Origin of the sequence: Lachnotalea sp. AF33-28, assembly GCF_003477885.1 — a bacterium.
GTDB lineage: Bacteria > Bacillota > Clostridia > Lachnospirales > Lachnospiraceae > AF33-28.
In genome coordinates this window covers 161,106-182,663 of record NZ_QUEE01000007.1, presented here as the reverse complement: position 1 = coordinate 182,663, position 21,558 = coordinate 161,106, and the positions used below count along the sequence as shown (strand labels likewise).

The following is a 21,558-nucleotide window of genomic DNA, read 5'->3' as shown; positions in this document are numbered from 1 at the left end:
GCCGGTATACCGACACCTTTATGTTTCATCATAACAGTGCTTTCAGGCAAAACGTAAACGTGTCAGCACACCGGTTTTAATACCGGATTAAATATACATATTTATCTAACCGGATCTTCATTATTCAGCACAATCAGCTTTTTTTCCACCATATCTATTTTCTCATTACATAGTTTTACCAATTCCATGCCGCGGGTATACAGCGTAAAGGAATCTTCCAGCGGACGGCTGGGCTCCTCGAGCTGTTCCATCACCGCAGTAAGCTCCTGCATGGCCTCTTCTATGCTCATCTCTTTATCCATAATCACTCCTGTTCCCGCGCCGGTGCGCGATGCATCTGCCGTGTCAGGTCAGCTTCACTCTTTTCGAGGACCTGCGCCGCGATCGAACCGTCCGCCAGGCGTATATCCAGCATATCCCCCGGCTCCACACAGCTCACGGAATTCACCGGCAGATGCCGCTCATCCGTCACGAACGCGAAGCCGTCTTTCAGTTTCTTAAGCGGAGACAGCCCATCTAACCTCGCCGCCGTCAGCGCCAGCAAGTGCCTGTACCCCTCAATCCGCCGTTTCATCGTATCCTCCAGGCGGTTCTCCGCATCCATCAGCTGCTGCCGCTTCACATCCAGCTGGTGGCCGGGATCCAGTATCTTAAGCTTTAGCTGGAACTGCAAGGTTCTTGACCTTACTGCACCGATCTGCTGCTCCATCAGGCGTCCCAGCCTCTGCCGGCTCTCATCCAGCTTCATAAGCAGCGCCCGCACATCATATACGGCCAGCTCCGCCGCTGCGGAAGGCGTCGGCGCCCTAAGATCGGCAACATAATCCGCGATAGTCACATCGGTCTCATGTCCCACGGCGGAGATCACGGGCGTTTTGCAGTTGAAAATGGCATAGGCCACCTTTTCCTCATTAAACGCCCACAAATCTTCGATCGAACCTCCGCCCCTTCCCACGATCAGGACATCCATGCCCATGGCGTCCAGCGTGCGGATACCGTTTACAACGCTGGCGGCCGCGCCTTCTCCCTGCACCAGCGCCGGGTAGAGATACAGCTGAACATAAGGATTGCGCCTGGACGAGATATTTATGATATCCTGAACGGCGGCGCCGGTCTGGGCCGTCACAATCCCGACTCTGGACACATAGGCGGGAATCGGCTGCTTATATTCCTTAGCGAACATCCCCATCTCCTGGAGCCTGTCCCGCAGCTCTTCAAAGCGCTGATAGAGGTCTCCGATGCCGTCCAGCACGATGTCACGCGCATAGAGCTGGTATTTGCCGTCCCGCTCATAGACGCTGATGCTGCCGCCCGCAATGATCTTCTGTCCCTCCGCAAGCCTGAATTTCAGCCCGCTTCTGCTGCCGGCGAACATAACGGCGGCAAGCGTCCCGGAAGCATCCTTCAGCGTGAAATAGATGTGGCCGGAGGTGTGGTATTTGCAGTTGGATACCTCGCCCCTCACATAGATGCTGCGCAGTGCGAAATCCTGGGCAAACATATTCTTGATATACGAGTTTACCTGCGCCACCGAATAGACATTTGCCGACATTACGCCTCCTTGACAGTCTTGGCCAGGATGCCGTTGACAAATGACGGTGAATCGTCCCCGCCGAACTTTTTAGCCAGCTCCACAGCCTCGTTGATCGCCACCTTAACCGGTATGCTCTCATCGTAGAGCATCTCATACAGGGCAAGGCGCAATATGGCCAGATCGGCTTTTCCCATGCGCTTTGTCTTCCAGCCTTCGGCCACCTGGTTCAGCCGCTCGTCAAGCTTCGGAACACAGGCGATGATTTTATCCATGCGCGCGGCCAGTTCTTCCTTTTCTTCGCCGATCTCCTCGCACTCGTCCAGATACATCCGTACCTGAGCAGGCAGCTCCTCGGCCGGATAAAATTCCACCGCAAACACCATCTTAAACGTGTGCTCCCGCATCTCTCTTCTTGTCATGCTTGTCCCTCATTTCCGCACAAAACTGTGCGTATCTTTCTGTTTTGTATAGATAAATAACATATTAACCTATTGAATAGAGAAAGAATCCCGCTCGCGGGATTCTCCGCCTGCGGCGGGTCGCTTCAGCGACATCATTCCATTCCGCCGCAGTGCGTTCCTACGCGGAGCGTTTTTTGTTCAATAGGTCGTATTTTCCTATTGAACAAAAAAGGGATGCCATGTGCCGACACCCCTCTTCCATTCAACTATTTCTGTTGTCATCGTGCAGTCAGCTATTGGCAGAATCTATATTGACTCCCGCGATTTTTATATTTACATCCAGTACGGACAGACCCGTCATATTCTCTATCGCCGTCTTCACCCTGTCCTGCACCTTAGTGGATACGGCCGGTATGTTATGGCCGAATTCGATGTTCAGCGACAGATCCACGGACACGGAATCCTCCAGGACCTCCACCTTCACTCCCTTGGACAGATTCTTCATGCCCAGCTTTCCCACCAGCTCGTTGGTAATATTGCCCGCCATGGATGCCACGCCTTCCACTTCTGTGGCGGCCAGCCCTGCGATGATCGCCACAACCTCGTCGGCAATCTTCACCTCACCCACCTTGTCTTTTTCATGGATGGTGTGGATGCTTCTATTTTCAAAATCATTGGACACGATCGCTACCTCCTAAATTTCATTCCGGCGCCTGCCGCCGGAGAATTACCTGTATTATACCAAACAAAGCCGGTATTTGCAACAAAAAATAGCGTGCGGTTATTGATAAGCGATAAAACGGCGTTACTGTTACAATGTCACAAATATTTCTGCTAAAATATTTATTTTCCCATATTGTTTTTTTGGGAATTAGCGTTTAAACTATAAGGTAAACTAGGCTGATTCTGCAAACCGGGCTGTTCCCGGCTGCGGAGCATAAACGCCGCAATGTTATTCGGCGGCGCGGCAGCCTGAAATAAAAATATGCGAGGGAAAACATGAGAAGAGATGATATTCACAAAGTACTGATAATCGGCTCCGGTCCGATTATCATCGGTCAGGCATGCGAATTTGACTATTCCGGTACGCAGGCATGTAAGGCTCTAAAAAAACTCGGCTACGAAATCGTACTTGTAAACTCTAACCCGGCCACGATTATGACCGATCCTGAAACAGCTGATGTCACTTACATCGAACCGCTCAATTGTGATAGACTGACACAGATCATCGAAAAGGAACGCCCTGACGCGCTGCTGCCGAACCTCGGCGGACAGTCCGGCCTGAATCTGTGTTCAGAGCTGGCGGCAGCAGGAGTATTGGACAAATACAACGTGAAAGTCATCGGAGTGCAGGTGGATGCCATCGAACGCGGCGAAGACCGGATCGAGTTTAAAAACACGATGAACAGCCTTGGCATTGAAATGGCCCGCAGCGAAGTGGCCTATACCGTGGATGAGGCTCTGGCCATCGCAGATAAGCTGGGATATCCTGTGGTCTTAAGGCCCGCTTACACCATGGGAGGCGCCGGCGGCGGCCTCGTCTACAATGTGGAGGAATTAAAGACCGTTTGCGCCCGCGGCCTTCAGGCCAGCCTTGTGGGACAGGTTCTTGTTGAGGAATCCATACTGGGCTGGGAGGAGCTGGAACTGGAAGTGGTGCGGGATTCCAAGAACAATATGATCACCGTCTGCTTCATTGAGAACATCGATCCTCTGGGCGTGCATACCGGCGATTCCTTCTGTTCCGCCCCCATGCTGACCATATCCGAGGAAACGCAGAAGCGTCTGCAAGAGCAGGCTTATAAGATTGTAGAAGCCATCGAAGTGATCGGCGGCACCAACGTGCAGTTCGCCCATGATCCCATAAGCGACCGCATCCTGGTCATCGAGATCAACCCCAGGACCTCCCGTTCCTCCGCTCTGGCCTCCAAGGCTACCGGATTCCCCATCGCGCTGGTATCGGCGATGCTGGCCAGCGGCCTGACTCTGGATGAGATCCCCTGCGGCAAATACGGCACGCTGGACAAATACGTTCCGGACGGCGATTATGTGGTGATCAAGTTCGCCCGCTGGGCATTTGAGAAATTCAAAGGCGCTGAGGACAAGCTTGGCACGCAGATGCGCGCCGTGGGCGAAGTCATGAGCATCGGAAAGACCTATAAAGAAGCGTTCCAGAAAGCCATCCGCAGCCTTGAGACCGGCCGTCACGGCCTCGGCGGAGCCAAAGATCTCGCCTCCAAGTCCAAAAAAGAGCTGCTGAATATGCTGCATGTTCCGACCAGCGAGCGCCAGTTCATCATGTATGAAGCCTTAAGAAAGGGCGCAACTGTTGAGGAGCTGTATCAGCTGACCAAAATCAAACACTATTTCATCAACCAGATGAAGGAGCTTGTGGAGGAGGAAGAGGCGTTAAAGCAGTACAAAGGCAGTGTTCCTCCGACAGACGCGCTTAGATCCGCCAAGCTGGACGGATTCTCCGATAAATATTTGAGCCTTCTTCTGGATGTGACAGAGGATGAGATCCGCGATGCCAGAACGGCGGCCGGAATCACGGAAGCGTGGGAGGGCGTACACGTGAGCGGCACAGAAAACTCCGCTTACTATTACTCCAGCTACCACATTGAAGATAAGAGCCCTGTGAACACGGACAAACCCAAGATCATGATCTTAGGCGGCGGTCCCAACCGGATCGGCCAGGGTATAGAATTCGATTACTGCTGCGTGCATGCCGCAATCGCGTTGAAGGAGCTCGGTTTTGAGACTATCATCGTAAACTGCAATCCTGAGACGGTATCCACTGATTACGATACTTCGGATAAGCTGTATTTTGAGCCTCTGACTCTGGAAGATGTGTTAAGCATCCATGAGAAGGAAAAACCAATCGGGGTCATCGCACAGTTCGGCGGCCAGACACCTTTAAATCTGGCATCCTCACTAAAGAAGGCTGGCGTCAACATCCTGGGGACCACCCCGGAAACTATCGATATGGCTGAGGACCGCGATCTGTTCCGCGCCATGATGGAGAAGCTTGACATTCCGATGCCGGAATCCGGCATGGCGGTCACCGCGGAGGATGCGCTGGAAATTGCCAACCGCATCGGCTATCCGGTTATGGTGCGCCCGTCTTATGTCTTAGGCGGCCGCGGCATGGAAGTCGTATACGATGACGAGAGCATGGCCTATTATATGAACGCCGCTGTAGGCGTTACGCCCGACCGGCCGATCCTGATCGACCGCTTCCTGCATCACGCTACCGAATGTGAAGCCGATGCGATCAGCGACGGCGAGAATGTATTCGTTCCTTCCGTCATGGAGCATATCGAGCTGGCTGGCGTGCATTCCGGAGATTCCGCCTGCATCCTGCCGCCCAAGAACCTGACGGAGGATCAGATCGCAACCATTAAGGACTATACGAAGAAAATCGCCAAGGAAATGCATGTGGTAGGGCTGATGAATATGCAGTATGCCATCGAGGACGGTCGTGTGTATGTGCTGGAAGCCAATCCGAGAGCTTCCAGGACCGTACCGCTGGTATCCAAGGTCTGCAACATCAAGATGGTGAAGCTGGCCACCGATATCATGACCGGCCATATCACCGGAAGACCTTCACCGATCCCGCAGCTTAAGGAAAAGAAATTCGCACACTACGGGGTGAAGGAAGCGGTATTCCCGTTCAATATGTTCCCGGAAGTGGATCCGCTCCTCGGACCGGAAATGCGTTCCACCGGAGAAGTGCTCGGCATCTCGGCGCACTTCGGCGAAGCGTTCTTTAAAGCGGAAGAGGCGACACAGACCAAGCTTCCGCTTTCCGGCACCGTGCTGATCAGCGTAAGCGACCGCGACAAACCGGAAGTTGTGGAGGTTGCCCAGGGCTTCCATGAGTGCGGATTTAACATTCTGGCGACCGGCAGGACCTATGAGATGATCGTGAACGCGGGCATACCTGCGGTGAAGATTGCCAAGATCAACGAGGGCCGTCCGAACATTCTGGATGAACTGACCAATAAGAAGATCGATATCGTTGTCAACACTCCGATCGGCAAGAAAGGCGCTGTGGATGACAGCTATATCCGCAAATCCGCTATCAAGGGCAAAATTCCTTATATGACCACCATGGCAGCTGCAAAAGCCACCGTGGAAGGCATCCGCGCCGCAAAGGCGTGCGGAACGCTGCCGGTGAAATCCCTTCAGGAATTCCATCGGGAGATCACCGAATAATCTGAATTGAATGATAAGGCCCGGTTTCATGGACGTTTCCGCGCATGAAACCGGGCCTGTTTTTATTTCTGGAACTCATTCTTTCGGCATTAAGGAAATCACTATGTATTCGGCCGGAACTTCCGTTTTGCGCTTCACAATATCTTCAATCTGTGCTCTCTGCGCATCGGTGATTTCTGTCATTCCGATCACCACATCCACGCTGTTATCATTGATGCTCACCACCGTATTTTCAAAGCCCTTCGTGGACAGCAGCGTCTCTGTGGCATTTTCTTTTTCAGCATATTCCGTCATCTTCACCATATTGTCAATGGCTGTCTGCTTCTGCTCGTCGCTGATGTTGGTATTGTTGATGATCTCAAGCAGTGTTTCCTTATTCTTGGTGCGGACCTGCTCCCGGTTCAGCTGGATCTCAGCCATGAAGTCGATCACAGAGGTATTGTTGCTGCCGGTGAGTACGGCTTCTCCAGGCTGCCCGTTTGTTTCATCCGTGGCCGGATCTCCTGCATTGGCATCCTGCAGCGCCTTGTTCTCCGCCAGGATATCCTCATCGGAAATATCCATCAGCCCTGTATTCTCGTCAATCACATTATCCGTCCCTGCATTCAGCAGGTCCTTATTGGCTCCGGTGTACGTCAAATATCCTGCCACGGCAATCATCACTGCCAGTACGGTAAGAACAATTTGATTCTTCTTCAACATTTTTTTCACTGAAACGTTCCTCCTTATGAATCTGTTGACGCTCTCTTTAATACTTTTATTTTATGTGTGGGGACCGGAAATAATGCTTGTACGGCCTCATAGATTTCATTTTTTACCGTAGGCTTATCTCCGCCGTCCGCCACGATGATGACTCCCTCTACTTCCGGCATGATCTGTTTGATCACGTACGGGCTGCTGCCGCTGCCGTTATCCGTCACAAGGGAGTCGCTGTCCTCACTGTATTCATCCACATTGCGGGTCCCACCCTGGCTGTCGGTCTCAGACGTATGATTGCTGGTGACCGACTTATCGGTCTGCACCACCGATTCCTCGGTGGATTTTAAAGTGATCATCACCTCCACCTGCCCCACGCCGTCCACATAGGAGAGAGCCTTCTTAAGCCTGGCCTCCATCTGTTTTTCATAGCTGGTGTTCTGATCATAGCCGCTCACGGATGCTGTGGTTTCCGGCATAACATCCTTTCCGGAATTCTGTCCCGGCAGCGACAGTACGATGATGACGATTCCGGCAGCCAGTATGATGAGCAGTTTATCCAATCCGATATTTTTGAGGTTTAACTTTTTCTTTTCCATGCGCTTACTCCTGCAATACGACTGTGACCTGTTCCTCCGATATGCTGTAAAAATCCATGATATCCTGCCGCACCTGTTCTAAAACCGGATGCTTTGATGTGTCATCCGCCTGCTTTTCATTCCCGATCCGTATTTCATCCACAGTGATCTGCTGATTTCCCAGCCGCTTATAGGTGACAGCCGCCCGAATGCCTGTGATGCTGCCAAACCCGGCGCTCTCTGCATCCTCCTCCAGCATCACATCACAGGAAGCCAGATACAGATCGCGTTTCGCCGCCATGGCTTCAATGTTGTTTTCCACCATGGTTTCGTATTCCTTTAACACATCTTTATACCTCTGCTCGTCCGCTTCCTTAAGCCGTACGGAAAAATCGGAGGCCTCCTGCCTGTAAGTGAAGCTCTGGAAATAATATTCCAGCTTTTCATCCAGATGGAAAAATCCTGTAAGCGGCGAAAGGACCAGCAGCACCAGTATGATGCTGGTGAAATACTTCATATATTTATGGTACTCTTTGCTCGGGAGGAGCTGGTAAATCACGCCCACCCCGATGATATAAAACACAATGTTTCTGACCCACTGGTTGACTGCATCCACAGCACACCTCACCCCCTATCCGGCATAAAACATCGCATTGGTGGACACACAGACCACCGCAACGGTGATAATAAACAGCAGCGCCACATGAAAGATCACCTTTAAAAGCATCATCACACCGTCCGCCACTCCGGAAACGCTCTCCGTGATCCTTTTATCGGAAACCGGCTGCACCACAGCAGCCGCGCCGTGATACAGCAGCGACAGCACGGTCAGCTTGAGCACAGGCATCGCGCACAGTATGACGAGGATGATTAACGCAGCCACTCCGATCCCGTTTTTGATCAGGATGCCGGATCCTAAAACAACCTCTGTCACCGCATCAGCCCCCGATCCGATCCCCGGTATCACGCTGATCACCTTGCGAACTGCCGAAGTTTTCACCGTGTCCACCAAAGGCAGGATCATTCCCTGGATCAGGTTCATGCCGATCACCAGCCCCAGCATTGTCTTCATGATCCATTCCACCGCTGTCTTCAAAAGTCCTGCCAGCTTGGACAGATAATCTTCCTTTGATATGTGGTTCACCAGCATCAGTATCACATACACCTCAATGAGCGGCAGCACAATCCTAAGGAATACCCACTCCACCCCTGATATCGCAAACAGCGTGAACTGATAAAAGCTTAGGGACGCCGCGCCTCCTCCCGCGTAGGATACCGCCAGGAAGAACGTGGGCAGCAGCGCCATCATGAAGGAGAGCAGATTGCTGACGAACCCCTTTGCGATCCCCGCCGCCACCACAAAAGCGCCGGCCAGTATGGTGATCATCAGCAGATAGGTGATATAAAATCCGGTCTCCGATACCTGGCTGTTTTTAAAAACAGAGGCGATTGTTGTGAAAAAGGTACCGAATGCGGCGATTACCACCACCTTCAGAATATTGGATTTATTATCCCTGATCTCCCCAAACAAAAGATCCATGCAGTAGCTGCCGATTTTTCCCGGGATCTCGCCGATCTCACCGTTAACAACATCCTCAACCAGCTCCGAAAAGGAAATGCGCTCCGATCCGGAATCCGTCAATATCTCCTGGATCTCTGAAAAATCATAGTCCTCCACTTCGGCTGCCCGCGCCCTGTGGGGGCATAAAAATGCCAGAAACAGAACCGTTATCCATACAGCTTTCCACCGTATCCGCACACGCATCACCTTCTATCTCTTTCATGTTCCCGCCCTATCAGCCCAGCAGGCTGCTGACAGTTTCCAGCAGGGCGACCACGATGGGCATCCCCACCGCCAGTATCAAAAGTTTTCCGAAGATCTCAATCTGGCTCCCGATGGACTGATATCCGGCATCCCTGCAGATGCCCGCCGAGAATTCAGCCACATAGGTGATGCCGATCATCTTCACCATGGCCGCCAGATAGGTGGGGTTGATATTTATATAGCTCTGGATCTGCGAAAGCATACCGATGATGTCATCCAGCTTGACCAATGTATAGGAAAACAGAAAAAATCCCGCGGCAAAGGTTAAGTAGGTGCCGAATTCCGGTTTCACCGATTTCAACTGTATGGCAAACACCACCACCACAATGCCCAGCACGGCTACAGATATAATTCCCATCGCCACTCCCCGCTTCTAAAGTGAGAACAGTTTCTGAATCGTCTGAAACAGCTCATATATGTAGGGCACCAGCCAATACAGCACCAGCAGAAGACCCGCAAGGCTGGTCAGAAATGCATGCTCTTCTCTTCCGCTGTGTTTCAGTACCTGGCACAGCACCGATACCAGGATGCCGACGGCAGCTATCTTGAATATTAAATTTACACTCATCTGTGTTCCTCCCACTACTGTTATCAACCGTGAGGTCGATGCGCTTCGCACGCTTTTGGCGCGCTTTCGTCTACAGCATTACGATTGTAATTAATATGCCGCCCATCACACCCAGATACTGGTACAGCTTTTTCTTTTTGCCGTTCTCTTCATTCAGCTGCGCCAGTTTGATCTCCAGCTGTTCCAGATACAGTTTGATTGTTCCCAGCTGCATGGCCGCATCCAGATATCCCAGATGCTCACCCAGAGCGCACAGTTCCTGCCGGTCCGTGGACGCCAGGGCAGTCCGCTTTAACTGCTTGTCTACCTGCTCTTTCCAGATCTGTGCAAAAGGCTGGCCCGACAGCTCGCCAAGCCTTTCGGACATGCCGGACATAAACCCTTTCCAAGGCTCCTCCACCCGCGCCGCGATGGATGCAAATGCCTCTTCAAAAGTGGAATTGGCATACTGGATCTCCCCCATCAGCATTGCCAGTATCTTTTTGATCATATATAAATCCTTCACGCGGTCCTGAAGCTTCTGTGCACACTGAAAGCCGATACAGCCGGTGGAAAAGATGACAAATACCGCCCCCAACAGTTTAAATCCCATAGATCTTCTTTCCTTTCCCATCAAATATCTGCGCCTTGCCCTGGTCCGGCAGAATCAGGCGTTCAAAGCACCCCGAATCCAAAAGCTGCCTCACCGCCGGCTTTGTCCGCAGCTCCTCCACCGTGCTGCCGTGGACCGTGGCAAGCATCCGGCAGCCGCAGTGTATGGCATATTCGATGGCCTCCATATCCTCTCTGCTTCCGATCTCGTCCACCGCGATCACCTCCGGAGACATGCTTCGGATCAGCATCATCATACCCACCGCCTTCGGACAGCAGTCCAGTATATCGGTGCGCATGCCCAGATCGTTCTGCGGGATGCCCAGATAACAGGCGCCCAGTTCGGACCGTTCATCCACCACCCCCACGTTTTTTCCCGGCGCATAACGGTTACCGTCCGAGATCAGTCGGATCAGATCCCGCAGGATCGTCGTCTTGCCGCCTCTGGGAGGAGAAAATAAAAGCGTATGCCTCATCTGCTGCCCGTCGTAGAGATACGGAAGCAGAGGTTCCGCGCAGCCCTTGATTTCGTGGGATAACCTTATATTGAGAAAAGATATGCTTTTCATCGTACGAATATTCATGCCGTCCGCCACTATTTTTCCTGCCAGCCCCACCCTGTGTCCGCCCTGGATTGTGAGGAAACCCTGGCGGATCTCATCCTCAAAGGCATACATGGAATAACTGCTTAAATACTCCATCGTATCCTTCAAGTGGGACTTTGTTACGGTGAATGCCTCCTCCGGCCTGTCCACCGTCCGCCCGCCCTCTCCCACCATATACTCCCGGTTCTGGCAGACGAGAATCAACGGCCGTCCGCATCTTAGCCGGATTTCCTGCAGTTTGTCCGCATTCAGGGGAAGGGATTCCAGAAGCCGCCTTATATCTTGGGGAAATATCTTCATCACATTGCTGATCTGTTCCATCTTGTCCACCTCTTTAAAACACTATATGCGCGGGGAAGGGAAAAAATAACTGCGGTTTGTAAGGGAGCAGAGTATAGTCACCATTGGGACGTGCTCTATTGATCTGGAATTTCCCGACACCTTTTTGTACGGCGATTATCCGGAGGACCGGGAGGGCATTCTGGATATAAGAGTGCATCTGAATTATCAGAGGAAAATCAAATTTGATCTCGAATACTCTTCACAGTTTTCTATCCGCAACTGCTACAAAAGAAAGGATGGCCGGCAGCTAAGCCAGGTCATCCTCTTTTACATTCTCATATTCTAAGGCTGTACCGGTTCAAACGCATTCTGTATGAAATGATCCGCCAGCGGTATCCACAAATCAAAGTTGGGATGGCCGATTCCGTCCACGATCTTCCATCCGGCATAGCCGTGCGGGTGTCCTGAGAAGGTATGGATCTCCGCCGGTATGCCTCTCTGCACCAAATCAAAATATACCGCATGCAGGTTTTCTATCGCTACTGTATCCCTGCGCCCTACCGCGAAGAAGGTGGGCGGATACACCGTATTTGTGTAATCAAACTTTGTACCCTTATGCCGGGGCCCATATATACATAGCTGCAGATCGGGACCTCCGGGCCAGGCATCCAGTTCATCCGGTTCATACTCGTGAAACCAGTCCTCTACCTTCTGACTGCCCGAGAAATATTCTATGCACTTCTCGATGGCTATGCCGCCATTGGAAAATCCCGCCAGTATGATCTGGTTGGGACGGATGCGGTATCTGTCGGCATGCGCACGCACATAACGGACCGCTCTCGCGGTGTCCGCGCCGCATTCTATCCCGCTCCAGGGGCCATGATTGGGGCGGCTGTTTAGAAGAAAGCACTGATAGCCCCTTTCGTTAAATTCTCTCATGACCTGGTATCCTTCATTCAGCGTCCCCATTCCGTGCTCTCCGCCGGCAATGGCCAAAATGGCTCCACGGGGCGTTTCATCCTCCGGCAAAAGCATTTCCAACAGGTATGGTCTGAAATCCGGATCGTGCATATAGCGGTAATCCGAATTATCGCTGTACTTTGTGCATGTCGGTATCTTTCCATCCGGCCACAGATAAATCGGAGACTTTACTTCGTAGCTGCGAATTAGTTCCTCACGAATCTCCACAAACTGCTTCTGCATCTGTTCCCTTCTGTCTCTGTCCCCGCACTCCCGGATGGCATAAGCCAGCCGTGCCATCTTAGAAAGCCTGTCCGGCGGATAATCCACAGGGTTTTCAAACAGAGGGACAGCCAGATGCTCTTCCTTTAAAAAATCCATGCTCTCATCCAGTATTTCCATCAGTAAAATCTCCGCGATTCTTCTGCCGCCGGCCTCGTTAGGATGAACGCCGTCCCCGAAATGCATGCCATCCTGCATGGAGTGGATATCCTCCGGCTTTCGCATGGCCTCATCCAGATCAATCAGCCGGTCGGCTTTCTTCTGGCCGCGGATCCTTTCGTTAAAATCCTGCCTGATCTTCTCCGCGGCCTCACTCCAGGGAGCATCGGCCAGACCAAAGGGCATTACGGTGCTGACATAGATTTTACTGCCCTTTGCATGGGCCAGATCAATGACGGAGGAAAGGCCCTGCCACAGCATCTCCCCGTCAGGTGCACTCTCTTCGCCAAACGCAAAACTGTGGGTGCAGTCATTGACGCCCTCCATGCAGAACACAAGATCCGGCACGGTATCCCCAAAGATATCTTTTTCTATACGGTTTACGCCCGCCGCGCCAAAGAGCCTGCCCTGTCCCGGCATGTCCGCAAGAAATGGAGCATTTTTCACCAGACGGTTGCCGCCGATGCCACCGTTTATCACCGTGATTTTTCCGGGCAGCCTGCGGTAGAGCCGCAGCGTCAGAGGATCGCTGTAATAAGACATATGCGTGATGGAATCGCCAAACAGAGCGACTGTACATACCTCTGCATCGGTGTAAACCGCCACCTCACAAAAGCCTGTCAGCGCCTGGTTCTGATGAATATCACCCGCCAGAAGGGGCAGCAGGTCCCCGCTGACGCAGCTTTCTCCATCACCTTTTGGCACATGCCCTTTCAGGAAGCCGCTTTGCCATGTCCCGGCCGCCCAGGTAACACACACCGTTTTTACGGATGTCTTTTCCTTAAAATAGATCCGGACTTCAAAATCCTCCAATTCCCGCACGTGGACTTTTATCTCATCGCTGAAGAATTCCTCATTGGGATTTAAAAAAATCCGTTTCTGTCCGTTCAGAGTCACGCACTGCTCCCAGTCCGTTAGATTGGTCAGCCGGTTTTTCCCTGCAATGGTCACCTCTTCCATGACCATCGCCTCCTCATTCCCCACATTTGTAAACTTCAGCTTCACCCGGTCTCCGGCCAGATTATTACGAATCACCGATTTCTGCGTCACATTCTCCAATACGCCCAGCTCAGTCCCGTAAGTGACGGGCACATAGCTCCATGCTAATTTCCATTCTTCCATCTCTTTATTCCTCCAGCATCCATTGTATGGCCGGCTCCAGATATTCCCGCCAGAAAGTCCAATCATGGACTCCCGCACTCTCATAATAGCACACAGGAATCCCCCGGCCAATTAAGAAATCTCTAAAATTCCGGTTGGGTTCAATCAGAAAGTCCTCCGTGCCGCAGGCCATAAAGATCCCCGGAAGCTTCGTTCCCTGCTCCTGCAGCTTTCTCACCAGCACCTTGGGGTTGATATCACTTTTTTCCGCATTTTTAAGATCGCCAAAAGTTTCCGTATAGTAATCGTAATCCGCCATGGGATTCTCATCCTCCGGCGTCATATGCCCAAGCTGCTCCACGATGAGCGCCGATGACAGCCCCACGGCCTTTCCATAGGTAAGAGGATATTTAAACGCCGTATGAAGCGCGCCGTAGCCTCCCATGGAAAGACCTGCGATATACGTGTCCTCCGCTCTCTTGGACAGATCGAAGGTTTCCCGCACATAACCGATCAGTTCCTCACCTACATAGGTCTCATAGGCTCTTCCGGTCCCTCTGCCATTCAGATAAAAGGCGTTTTCCCCGGACGGCATAACGACCGCCAGATTATATTTGAGGGACAGCTCCTGTATGGGGCTCCCATACAGCCAGTCGCCCGCGCTTCCGGAATAGCCGTGGAGCAGCATCAGGGTCTTGGGCGGACGGCCGTAGCAGGGATTTACTTTCTCCCATTCCTTAGGCGTATCGTTGGGTATCAATGCGTAAAAATCCGCGCTTCTCGCCAATGCGGCGGAATGATAATTGATTTGAAACAATGCCATATCTCTTCTCCTTGCGTAACTGTTTGTAATAATTCCGGCGTGTTGGACATACGCGTCCTGTTATGCCGCCGATATCTTCTTGATCCACTTGCCGCTTCTTAGCCGCAGCACACACCAGACAGCCTTGGCGATCTGATCGATCTTTAAAAAAGTATAAATCCAAAACGGCGGCAGCTGCAATACAAAACCAGCCGTCATCCCCAGCGGTATGGAGAGCATCCAGAGGAAGATATTGTCTGTCAGCATCAGCATCCTGGTGTCCCCGCCGCCCCTTAAAGTGCCTTTGGTCATAATGCTGTTTGACGCCTGGAACAGCACAATGATGCTGATCGCCGCCATCAGCTGTCTCGCAATCTGCGCGGTATTCTCCGATACATGGTACGCGCAGATCATGGGATCGCTGATGACCAGAATGATGAAAGCCGCCACGGCGCCGAACGCGATTCCCAGCCCCAGCAGCGCATACCCCTGCTTCTGTGCTTTCTCCCTGCTGCCCTCCCCCAGGGCGTATCCTGTCACAATTGCTGCCGCCTGCGCCATCCCCTGAGTGACCACGGAGCTTAGCTGCTGTGTCATGGTGGTCACCGCATTGGCCGCAACAAAGTTCTCTCCCAGCCTTCCGATCACCATGGCCACCGTGTTGTTTCCCAGCGTAAAGATGATATCGCTGACCAGCACCGGCAGGCTGATGCGCATATATTCCCGCCACAGCGCTCCTGTTTTCATAAAGATGTGCCGCAGCCGAAAGCCGATTACTTTGTCACGGAAAAACAGATATCCGCAGATCACTGTAAACTCGAAGCCTCTGGCGATCAGCGTCCCGACAGCGGCTCCGGCTACCCCCATCCTGGGCGCGCCAAGCTTTCCGAAGATAAAGATATAATTGGCCGTCACATTGATAAAAAATGCGCCGATCGAGGTATAAAGCGGTATCTTTACCTTACCCGCCGATCTCAAAACAATTGTGCAGGTCAGAGACAGCCCCAACAGAAAATAGGTGATCACGGACCATTCCAGATAGATCACCCCCTGCCCGATGATTTTGCTGTCGGGAGTGTAGATGCGCATAATGGCGCCTGGAATAAGGAGCGTTGCCAGACAAAACAGAGCGGCAATGCCCGTACACAGACGAATCATGATAGCCATGGTCTTGCGGATCGCTATGGGTTCCTTCATCCCGTAATAGCGGGATACCAGCACGGAAGCTCCCATGCCGATCCCCATACAGCATCCCTGAAAGATCATGATAAACTGATTTGCCAGCGAGACCGCCGAAAGCTCCGTCTCTCCCAGCGTGCTGATCATGACGGTATCCATCATATTCACGCCCGTGGTGATCAGGCTCTGCAGTGCGATGGGGATGGCAATGCCTGCCACCATTTTGTAAAATGCAGGGTCTTTTATATACAGCTTGCTGAAAATGTTTTTAATTTTTATGTCTCTCACCTCTGTTTTTAAATATCCGTACCGCAAACCGCAGTGATCCTTTTACCTGTCAAATATCTGCTGCTGTACAAAGCTTACCCTTCCGTCAGGCCCAATGCCCTGCACGGTGAAACCCGCATCCGACAGATCCGCCGTTAGCTCTGCCCTGTATCCTTCCCTGCTCCAGCACATCCAAATTCCGCTGTTCTGATGCTTTACTGTAAATTCACTGTTAAATCCGAAGGCAGGAAACGTATTGCGAAACCGCAGAAGCCGGATCTGCTCCTGTACGACCGGAAGAGCCATGCGCGCTTCGATCTGCTCTAGCGGCAGATTGGTCCGGTTGATCTCCTTGTGTCCGCCTGCCCCGGCTTTCTTAACGGCCTCATAGTCGTTGCTGCCGGCAAACAAGTCCAGATACCATACCTGGGGTTTTCCCGGCATGAACAGCTGCAGGGCCCTGGCAAGCACCATCCGCCCATCGTCTTCTCCCAGGGCGCTGTAGTAGGTGGCGTTTACCTGGTAGTACATGTTTTTCTGACCGTGCAGGTTCTTCACATAACCGCCCCTGGATACCACGATATCGATCAGCCTCGATATTTCCTCATCTGTCAGCATCCCCTTTAAATCCAGCAGTGGAATGCCGTCGTGACAGCCCAGCATATTCACCACACGGATCCCGCTGTCCGTAAGTTCCCTGGCCCAGGCCGCCAGCCTGCCGCCGTCCTTTCGCTCGAAGGCATCGATGATCAGACCCGGCAGGAAAAAGTCATAAGTCATATAACCCTTTTTCGCCAGCAGCTCATAGATCTTCTCCCCATAGCCCGCGTGAATTTCGGGCAACAGCATCAAACCGTATTGATCCGCCAGCCGGCGCACCCGTTCCAGCAGATCCCATGTGCCCGGATCATTGAGGAAATTTTTTTCTCCAGGCTCCTTTGGAGCATAGGCGAAGGCGTCAAGCCGCACAATACCTGCCCCATATCCGGCCAGCGTCTCCAGTGTCCTGTCATAATACTCCCACACAAGCGGCGACCGGATATTCAGGTCCATCTGTCCCAGATATCTGCGGCCGGCTTCCAGATACTCCGTCAGCGCCTCTCTTCTGCCTTCATATCTGCCCAGTTCAAGCTCCGAAGGCTTCCTTCCTTCATCCAGCTGTACATTTACCAGCCCGGCCAGCTGTTCTGCGGCTTTGTACTGCATCCCCAGCGCACTCATCAGATCCTGCGCCCCAGGCCGGGGATAGCGCACTTCCTGGTAAAAAGTGTTCCAATAGGGAACGCTGCCGCCGTCCGGCATCCGTACCATCAGGATCGGCAGGCCCGGCTTGCGGAAAAACATGTGTTGAATCAGATCCGGATCCGGCTGTATGTATCCCTCCTCCGTCATCTCCCCATGATTTTCCCAGAACTTGTTCCAGTTGATAAAGAAGTCCTTATAGACGGAATTCTCACCGTTTTTCAGAATATCCTGAAACTGCGGGGAGAGCACGGAAGCGTGGTTTAAAACAAAGTCCAGCTTCAGGTCGATTCCCAGACTTTTAAGTTCTTCCAGATCTCCGCCCTCTGCAAAAAGCTCATTTAATCCGTAATCAATTACGGAAAACCCTCTGTCCAGATCTGTGTTAAATATGCTGGGAAGAATATAAAAGGACTGGAACACATCCTTTAATTCCGGCCTCTTCAGAAATGTGATCATATCCTTCAGCGTACCGCCTACGCTGTCCGGATAGGCATTCAGCATCGGCCCGTTGTCATTTGCGCGCATCCTGTCACCCCTCTTTCATCTGTTCCTGATAAGCGGCATAGCTTAACAGCTCCCCGCTCTTGGATAATATGACGGCCGCCTTATGGGCCTCACTCTCTAAAAGCTTCTGCTCAATCTCCAGCACCATCGTGGTGAAGGGGCTGTCCGCGGCGCCGTCCCTGTTTCGTGCCTTTCTGTGAGCCAGTGTCTCCTGCGGCGTGCTGTTTAGCAGGATCGGAAGGTCCACCCCCCGATAACGCCCGCTATTTCCGTGGGTCCACTCGATGATCAGGATGTTGATCCCTGAAAAATCCACCTGTTCATACCAGAGCTCATCCTCCGCCCTTCCCATCCGCTTCAGCCAGATCCGGTCCTCTCCTGACTTAAACGCCGTAACAACCGCTTCCAGATCCTCAAATCCCAGTTCCCTGTCCGTTCCAAGGTAGCCCGCAAGCCCTTTTCTGCCTGCCTCCAGATAGGAAGTAAACCACGGATATTCCTTAGCGTGGTCTGCATTGGCGTCATCGTCCGCCCGCTGCCACTGCCGGATCCGTTCCAAACGCTCCATGCTGTAATCTCCGGCAGCCACCATACCCTTCAGCGCGGACTCCCGAAAAATTCTAAGCCGCTCGGCATCATTGTATTTTGGAATCCGATGGGGATAATTATCGCCTGAGAGCGTGTAACTGCCGATCCCCAAACAACAGAAGTACCAGGACAGCAGGGAAGCGATCTCCGATTTGCCCACGCCGGAGCCCCCGCATACGCACACCACCACCCTCTCCCAGGGATTTATTTCCATTACCGGGATCAATTTTTTTAACAGCACCGGAAAAATCGTACCGGCCTTTTTTATATGGCTCTCTGTAATCCGCACCTTGTCCCCGGGCATATCGCCGTGGGGGATATTCTCCGGCACCTCCGGAGCCATCCAGCTCTCATATCCTTTCAGTTTCTCCGCAATCATACTTCCATTCCTCCTGAATCTGACATTTCTCGCCAAACGCATCTCTATTTGTGGTAAATACTCTCTTTCGTCTTTGGGTCCCTGGAAAAATGCCCGAAAAAAGCATACATCTGGCGGATCATCTCCGGCGTAGGCCAGTGGGGCATATTCATTTCACACATAATCCGGATGCGCGCGATGCCGTCCTCACTCTTTAAATCGCCGATATAATTGGTGATGCCGTCCGCCACCACGGTCTTTACGCAGTCCGCCGGCAGGGGCAGTCCCAGATGTTTCTCCGCCTCGGAAAGTCCCTCCTCTCCTTTCATTGCAAGCACTTCCTCCAGCACCAGTTCCTTCGCGTGATTCACCCTGGCCCAGGAGTTGATGCCTTCCACAAACTCCTTTACAAAAGGCTCTCCGGTGCGGTAATTTTTGGCGTCATATACGGGAAAGCGCCCGCCGTCCAGATTTCCGGAAGCGGTAAACACCGGCATATATACCCCCATGCCGATGGCACGGGGCGCGCCGTCAAAGGGTTTCTGCGGTTCGGGGCCCACTTCCCTTTCGCAATAATTATTGCTGATGGGAGCGCCGCAGGGTCCTACCGCCGCGTAGACGTCCGGCCTCTGATTGCCCAGGGTCCCGGACATAAATCCGCCATAGGAGAAACCGGCGGCATAGATCCGGCTCTCGTCCACCGGATAGAGCCGTTTCGCTTCTTCCAGTATTTCGTCAATGATATCATCCAGCTCCAGAGACGGCGCGATCACGATCCACTCCCTCTTAGCCGCCTCCTGTACGAATCCCCAACCGTCCACGATGCTGATGGGATTAAATCCCCCATGAAGCACCACAACCACCGGATACCGGCGGCCTTTACACGCGGGATCAAAGGCGGACACCGGCACAAATGAATTCCACATCTTATAGCGGTTCTGCACGCCTTCATCGGGGCTGTGGGGATCCTCCCAGCGGTAACCGGTCCTTCTCTCATACTCGGACCAGCTCATGCAGTCGTCCCTGCCATGGGCCTCTTTTACCATGCCCCGCTTTGCCCAGTAGGCCAGTACCTCCGGTGAAAAATCATCGAATTTCTCCAGGATGGGTTCCATCATTTCCTCCAGTGCGTCCAGAAATCCCCCATCCATTAATGCCTGCACATCCACCATGGGATTATAAGTTGTATACAGGTCTCCAACTTTGTCAATTCTTCCGGCGTCGTTCATGACAAACTGCCGCCTCATAATGCGTTCGTATCTGTCCATATGTCCTGCCTCCTCGCCTTAACAGCTGTGCCCGTGCCGAAAGCCATTGTCGTGCTCTCCTCCATCTTTACGCTGTCACCGTCAAAGATGAACACGTATTTGCTCTCCCGGCATGTCTCAATATAACGTACAGTGAGTTCAAACTTCTGAGTAGAAAGCCAGGCGCCGCTCATCAGGGCCTGCATTGCGGCCCCGCCCTTCAGCGTATTTTGGCATCTCCCGCCGTCCAGGGCAACGGCAGCCCGCCCTTCTTCCTCTCCGGCCGCCCAGCAGAGTTCGCAGCGGTCCGGCGCAAACCGGAAGGAAAAGCTCTCCACCGCAGGCGGCAGCGCCATGCCGCCCATCATATGTCCAACACCCACATCCGCCAGATGCCAGACGCCCTCCTCCACCTTCCAGCTTATCCCCTGGATCTTTTCAATCAGTGGGCTGTAGGGGGCGAAGGCCGGATTTGGAAGGGCCAGCCTGCCCATGCGCTTCTTTAAGTGCTTCGCCGCAGCATGATCCTCGCCGGGATCCTCTGCGGGACTGGAATCGACGCGGTCCAAAAACTCCCATATAGTATCCAGCGTCTCCTGCGCCCAATGCGCGCCGGCCGCATTTTCCGTAATCGCGATCAGCATATCCTGCTTTGGCGCCACAATTGTAAACTGACCCATGGCACCGTCCGCACGGTATACGCCCTTAGGCCTGCACATCCAGATCTGATAGCCGTATCCCACAAAATTGTCCTTTGCCGGCGGATTATTCACCTCCTCGGTGGCGGATTCGTTCTGCAGTGTTGTGGCGCGCTCCACATAATCGGGAGCCAGAATCCGTTCGCCGTCCCATATGCCGCCGTCCGCATAGAGCTTCATCAGGCGCAGGTTATCCTCAGTCGTGGCAAAGAGCCCGCCGCCTCCCGCCTCACAGCCGTCCGGCATACAGATCCAAACGTGGTTGTCTGAAAAGATGCCGATCTTATCATACAGCCTGGGCCTTAAATATTCATGCAGCCCCAGTCCGGTTTTTTTCCGGATGATGGCAGCCAGCAGGGAAGAGCCGACGCTGTTGTACATATATGTGGTTCCGGGCGCATGCCTGACCGGCGTATGCAGAAACTCCCGGATCCAGTCCCGGGACGGAGCGGGCATCTCATCCATGCCGCAGCCCATACAGAGCACATGATGAACGGTCAACTGCTGCAGATGTTCCGAAGGATTCTCCGGCGCTTCCTCCGGAAAGATATCGATGATGCGCTCATCCAGTTTCAAAATTCCTTCCGTATATGCAATGCCAACGGCGGTTGCCGCGTAGGTTTTGGAGTGGGACTGCAGTCCGTGGCGGATGCCCGGCGCATAGGGATTCCACCAACCTTCCGCACAGATCTTTCCATGGCGCATAATCATCAGTCCGTGAGGCTCGGTGAATCCGCTCTCCAGGCGGTCAAGCAGCCATTCTATGTCTCCCGAGGCGATTCCCACGCTCTCAGGCGTTACCCGTTCAAATTCTTTTCTTTTCAGCATAAGCAATACTCCTTCCAACCGTTCATTTCTTTTTTCAAAATT

General features: G+C 52.8%; 20 protein-coding genes. 1 reads left to right on the top strand and 19 read right to left on the bottom strand.

Going from position 1 to position 21,558, the window contains the following annotated elements; translation table 11 throughout:
* Positions 1–101 precede the first annotated feature (101 nt).
* The 4 genes from xseB to DWZ56_RS11680 all read right to left on the bottom strand — a co-directional run bounded on the left by xseB (position 102) and on the right by DWZ56_RS11680 (position 2,617).
* Positions 102–302 carry an exodeoxyribonuclease VII small subunit gene (xseB, locus tag DWZ56_RS11695; RefSeq protein ID WP_199679589.1) on the bottom strand — a complete coding sequence of 67 codons (201 nt, stop codon included), beginning with the start codon at positions 300–302 and terminating at the stop codon, positions 102–104.
* A gap of 2 nt (positions 303–304) precedes the next feature.
* A complete protein-coding gene (gene xseA, locus DWZ56_RS11690; RefSeq protein ID WP_118556814.1) occupies positions 305–1,552 on the bottom strand; it encodes an exodeoxyribonuclease VII large subunit in 1,248 nt (415 codons plus the stop codon).
* Entirely contained in the window at positions 1,552–1,953 is a 402-nt protein-coding gene (nusB, locus tag DWZ56_RS11685) for a transcription antitermination factor NusB (protein WP_118556813.1), read from the bottom strand. Before nusB ends, xseA begins: the two co-directional genes overlap by 1 nt.
* Positions 1,954–2,224: 271 nt before the next feature.
* Positions 2,225–2,617 (bottom strand): Asp23/Gls24 family envelope stress response protein, encoded by a 393-nt coding sequence (locus tag DWZ56_RS11680; RefSeq protein WP_118556812.1) that lies wholly within the window; start codon positions 2,615–2,617, stop codon positions 2,225–2,227.
* A gap of 317 nt (positions 2,618–2,934) precedes the next feature.
* Between DWZ56_RS11680 and carB the strand changes: the two genes are divergently transcribed.
* A complete protein-coding gene (carB, locus tag DWZ56_RS11675) occupies positions 2,935–6,153 on the top strand; it encodes a carbamoyl-phosphate synthase large subunit (protein WP_118556811.1) in 3,219 nt (1,072 codons plus the stop codon).
* A 75-nt stretch (positions 6,154–6,228) separates the two neighbouring features.
* On the opposite strand, the gene DWZ56_RS11670 is transcribed toward carB, so the two are convergent.
* From DWZ56_RS11670 to DWZ56_RS11595, 15 genes are all read right to left on the bottom strand, one after another.
* On the bottom strand, positions 6,229–6,855 hold the full coding sequence (locus DWZ56_RS11670) for a SpoIIIAH-like family protein (RefSeq protein ID WP_118556899.1): 627 nt from the start codon (positions 6,853–6,855) through the stop codon (positions 6,229–6,231).
* Positions 6,856–6,878: 23 nt separating this feature from the next.
* Positions 6,879–7,448: a stage III sporulation protein AG gene (locus DWZ56_RS11665; RefSeq protein WP_118556810.1), complete on the bottom strand. Its 570-nt coding sequence runs from the start codon at positions 7,446–7,448 to the stop codon at positions 6,879–6,881.
* Positions 7,449–7,452: 4 nt separating this feature from the next.
* The gene (locus DWZ56_RS11660; protein ID WP_158584554.1) at positions 7,453–8,043 is read right to left on the bottom strand and encodes a stage III sporulation protein AF; all 591 of its coding nucleotides are present in this window, start codon (positions 8,041–8,043) and stop codon (positions 7,453–7,455) included.
* 15 nt (positions 8,044–8,058) lie between these two features.
* Positions 8,059–9,192: a stage III sporulation protein AE gene (locus DWZ56_RS11655; protein ID WP_118556808.1), complete on the bottom strand. Its 1,134-nt coding sequence runs from the start codon at positions 9,190–9,192 to the stop codon at positions 8,059–8,061.
* Positions 9,193–9,223: 31 nt separating this feature from the next.
* Positions 9,224–9,610, bottom strand: a complete 387-nt coding sequence (locus tag DWZ56_RS11650; RefSeq protein ID WP_118556807.1) for a SpoIIIAC/SpoIIIAD family protein — start codon at positions 9,608–9,610, stop codon at positions 9,224–9,226.
* Positions 9,611–9,625: 15 nt separating this feature from the next.
* Positions 9,626–9,820, bottom strand: a complete 195-nt coding sequence (gene spoIIIAC / locus DWZ56_RS11645) for a stage III sporulation protein AC (RefSeq protein ID WP_118556806.1) — start codon at positions 9,818–9,820, stop codon at positions 9,626–9,628.
* A 70-nt stretch (positions 9,821–9,890) separates the two neighbouring features.
* The gene (locus DWZ56_RS11640) at positions 9,891–10,412 is read right to left on the bottom strand and encodes a stage III sporulation protein AB (RefSeq protein ID WP_158584553.1); all 522 of its coding nucleotides are present in this window, start codon (positions 10,410–10,412) and stop codon (positions 9,891–9,893) included.
* Positions 10,402–11,337, bottom strand: coding sequence for a stage III sporulation protein AA (spoIIIAA, locus tag DWZ56_RS11635; RefSeq protein ID WP_118556804.1), 936 nt, complete (start codon positions 11,335–11,337; stop codon positions 10,402–10,404). Before spoIIIAA ends, DWZ56_RS11640 begins: the two co-directional genes overlap by 11 nt.
* 303 nt (positions 11,338–11,640) lie before the next feature.
* Positions 11,641–13,821, bottom strand: coding sequence for a GDSL-type esterase/lipase family protein (locus DWZ56_RS11625; protein ID WP_158584552.1), 2,181 nt, complete (start codon positions 13,819–13,821; stop codon positions 11,641–11,643).
* Positions 13,822–13,825: 4 nt separating this feature from the next.
* On the bottom strand, positions 13,826–14,623 hold the full coding sequence (locus tag DWZ56_RS11620) for an alpha/beta hydrolase (protein WP_118556801.1): 798 nt from the start codon (positions 14,621–14,623) through the stop codon (positions 13,826–13,828).
* A gap of 60 nt (positions 14,624–14,683) precedes the next feature.
* A complete protein-coding gene (locus tag DWZ56_RS11615) occupies positions 14,684–16,069 on the bottom strand; it encodes an MATE family efflux transporter (RefSeq protein WP_243095216.1) in 1,386 nt (461 codons plus the stop codon).
* Positions 16,070–16,111: 42 nt separating this feature from the next.
* A complete protein-coding gene (locus DWZ56_RS11610; RefSeq protein ID WP_243095214.1) occupies positions 16,112–17,818 on the bottom strand; it encodes a glycosidase in 1,707 nt (568 codons plus the stop codon).
* A 4-nt stretch (positions 17,819–17,822) separates the two neighbouring features.
* Positions 17,823–18,764, bottom strand: a complete 942-nt coding sequence (locus tag DWZ56_RS11605) for an adenylylsulfate kinase (protein WP_199679588.1) — start codon at positions 18,762–18,764, stop codon at positions 17,823–17,825.
* 44 nt (positions 18,765–18,808) lie between these two features.
* A complete protein-coding gene (locus tag DWZ56_RS11600; RefSeq protein WP_118556800.1) occupies positions 18,809–20,011 on the bottom strand; it encodes a prolyl oligopeptidase family serine peptidase in 1,203 nt (400 codons plus the stop codon).
* On the bottom strand, positions 19,987–21,516 hold the full coding sequence (locus DWZ56_RS11595; RefSeq protein ID WP_118556799.1) for a serine hydrolase domain-containing protein: 1,530 nt from the start codon (positions 21,514–21,516) through the stop codon (positions 19,987–19,989). Before DWZ56_RS11595 ends, DWZ56_RS11600 begins: the two co-directional genes overlap by 25 nt.
* Positions 21,517–21,558 lie beyond the last annotated feature (42 nt).

What these genes read in the sequence shown, in the direction of transcription:
- xseA (WP_118556814.1), bottom strand. Translation starts at nt 1,552, where the DNA reads ATGTCGGCAAATGTCTATTCGGTGGCGCAGGTAAACTCGTATATCAAG.
- DWZ56_RS11655 (WP_118556808.1), bottom strand. Translation starts at nt 9,192, where the DNA reads ATGCGTGTGCGGATACGGTGGAAAGCTGTATGGATAACGGTTCTGTTT.
- DWZ56_RS11610 (WP_243095214.1), bottom strand. Translation starts at nt 17,818, where the DNA reads ATGCGCGCAAATGACAACGGGCCGATGCTGAATGCCTATCCGGACAGC.
- spoIIIAC (WP_118556806.1), bottom strand. Translation starts at nt 9,820, where the DNA reads ATGAGTGTAAATTTAATATTCAAGATAGCTGCCGTCGGCATCCTGGTA.
- DWZ56_RS11600 (WP_118556800.1), bottom strand. Translation starts at nt 20,011, where the DNA reads ATGGACAGATACGAACGCATTATGAGGCGGCAGTTTGTCATGAACGAC.
- DWZ56_RS11650 (WP_118556807.1), bottom strand. Translation starts at nt 9,610, where the DNA reads ATGGGAATTATATCTGTAGCCGTGCTGGGCATTGTGGTGGTGGTGTTT.
- DWZ56_RS11605 (WP_199679588.1), bottom strand. Translation starts at nt 18,764, where the DNA reads ATGATTGCGGAGAAACTGAAAGGATATGAGAGCTGGATGGCTCCGGAG.
- spoIIIAA (WP_118556804.1), bottom strand. Translation starts at nt 11,337, where the DNA reads ATGGAACAGATCAGCAATGTGATGAAGATATTTCCCCAAGATATAAGG.
- DWZ56_RS11620 (WP_118556801.1), bottom strand. Translation starts at nt 14,623, where the DNA reads ATGGCATTGTTTCAAATCAATTATCATTCCGCCGCATTGGCGAGAAGC.
- DWZ56_RS11595 (WP_118556799.1), bottom strand. Translation starts at nt 21,516, where the DNA reads ATGCTGAAAAGAAAAGAATTTGAACGGGTAACGCCTGAGAGCGTGGGA.
- xseB (WP_199679589.1), bottom strand. Translation starts at nt 302, where the DNA reads ATGGATAAAGAGATGAGCATAGAAGAGGCCATGCAGGAGCTTACTGCG.
- DWZ56_RS11670 (WP_118556899.1), bottom strand. Translation starts at nt 6,855, where the DNA reads ATGTTGAAGAAGAATCAAATTGTTCTTACCGTACTGGCAGTGATGATT.
- DWZ56_RS11625 (WP_158584552.1), bottom strand. Translation starts at nt 13,821, where the DNA reads ATGGAAGAATGGAAATTAGCATGGAGCTATGTGCCCGTCACTTACGGG.
- DWZ56_RS11640 (WP_158584553.1), bottom strand. Translation starts at nt 10,412, where the DNA reads ATGGGATTTAAACTGTTGGGGGCGGTATTTGTCATCTTTTCCACCGGC.
- carB (WP_118556811.1), top strand. Translation starts at nt 2,935, where the DNA reads ATGAGAAGAGATGATATTCACAAAGTACTGATAATCGGCTCCGGTCCG.
- nusB (WP_118556813.1), bottom strand. Translation starts at nt 1,953, where the DNA reads ATGACAAGAAGAGAGATGCGGGAGCACACGTTTAAGATGGTGTTTGCG.
- DWZ56_RS11665 (WP_118556810.1), bottom strand. Translation starts at nt 7,448, where the DNA reads ATGGAAAAGAAAAAGTTAAACCTCAAAAATATCGGATTGGATAAACTG.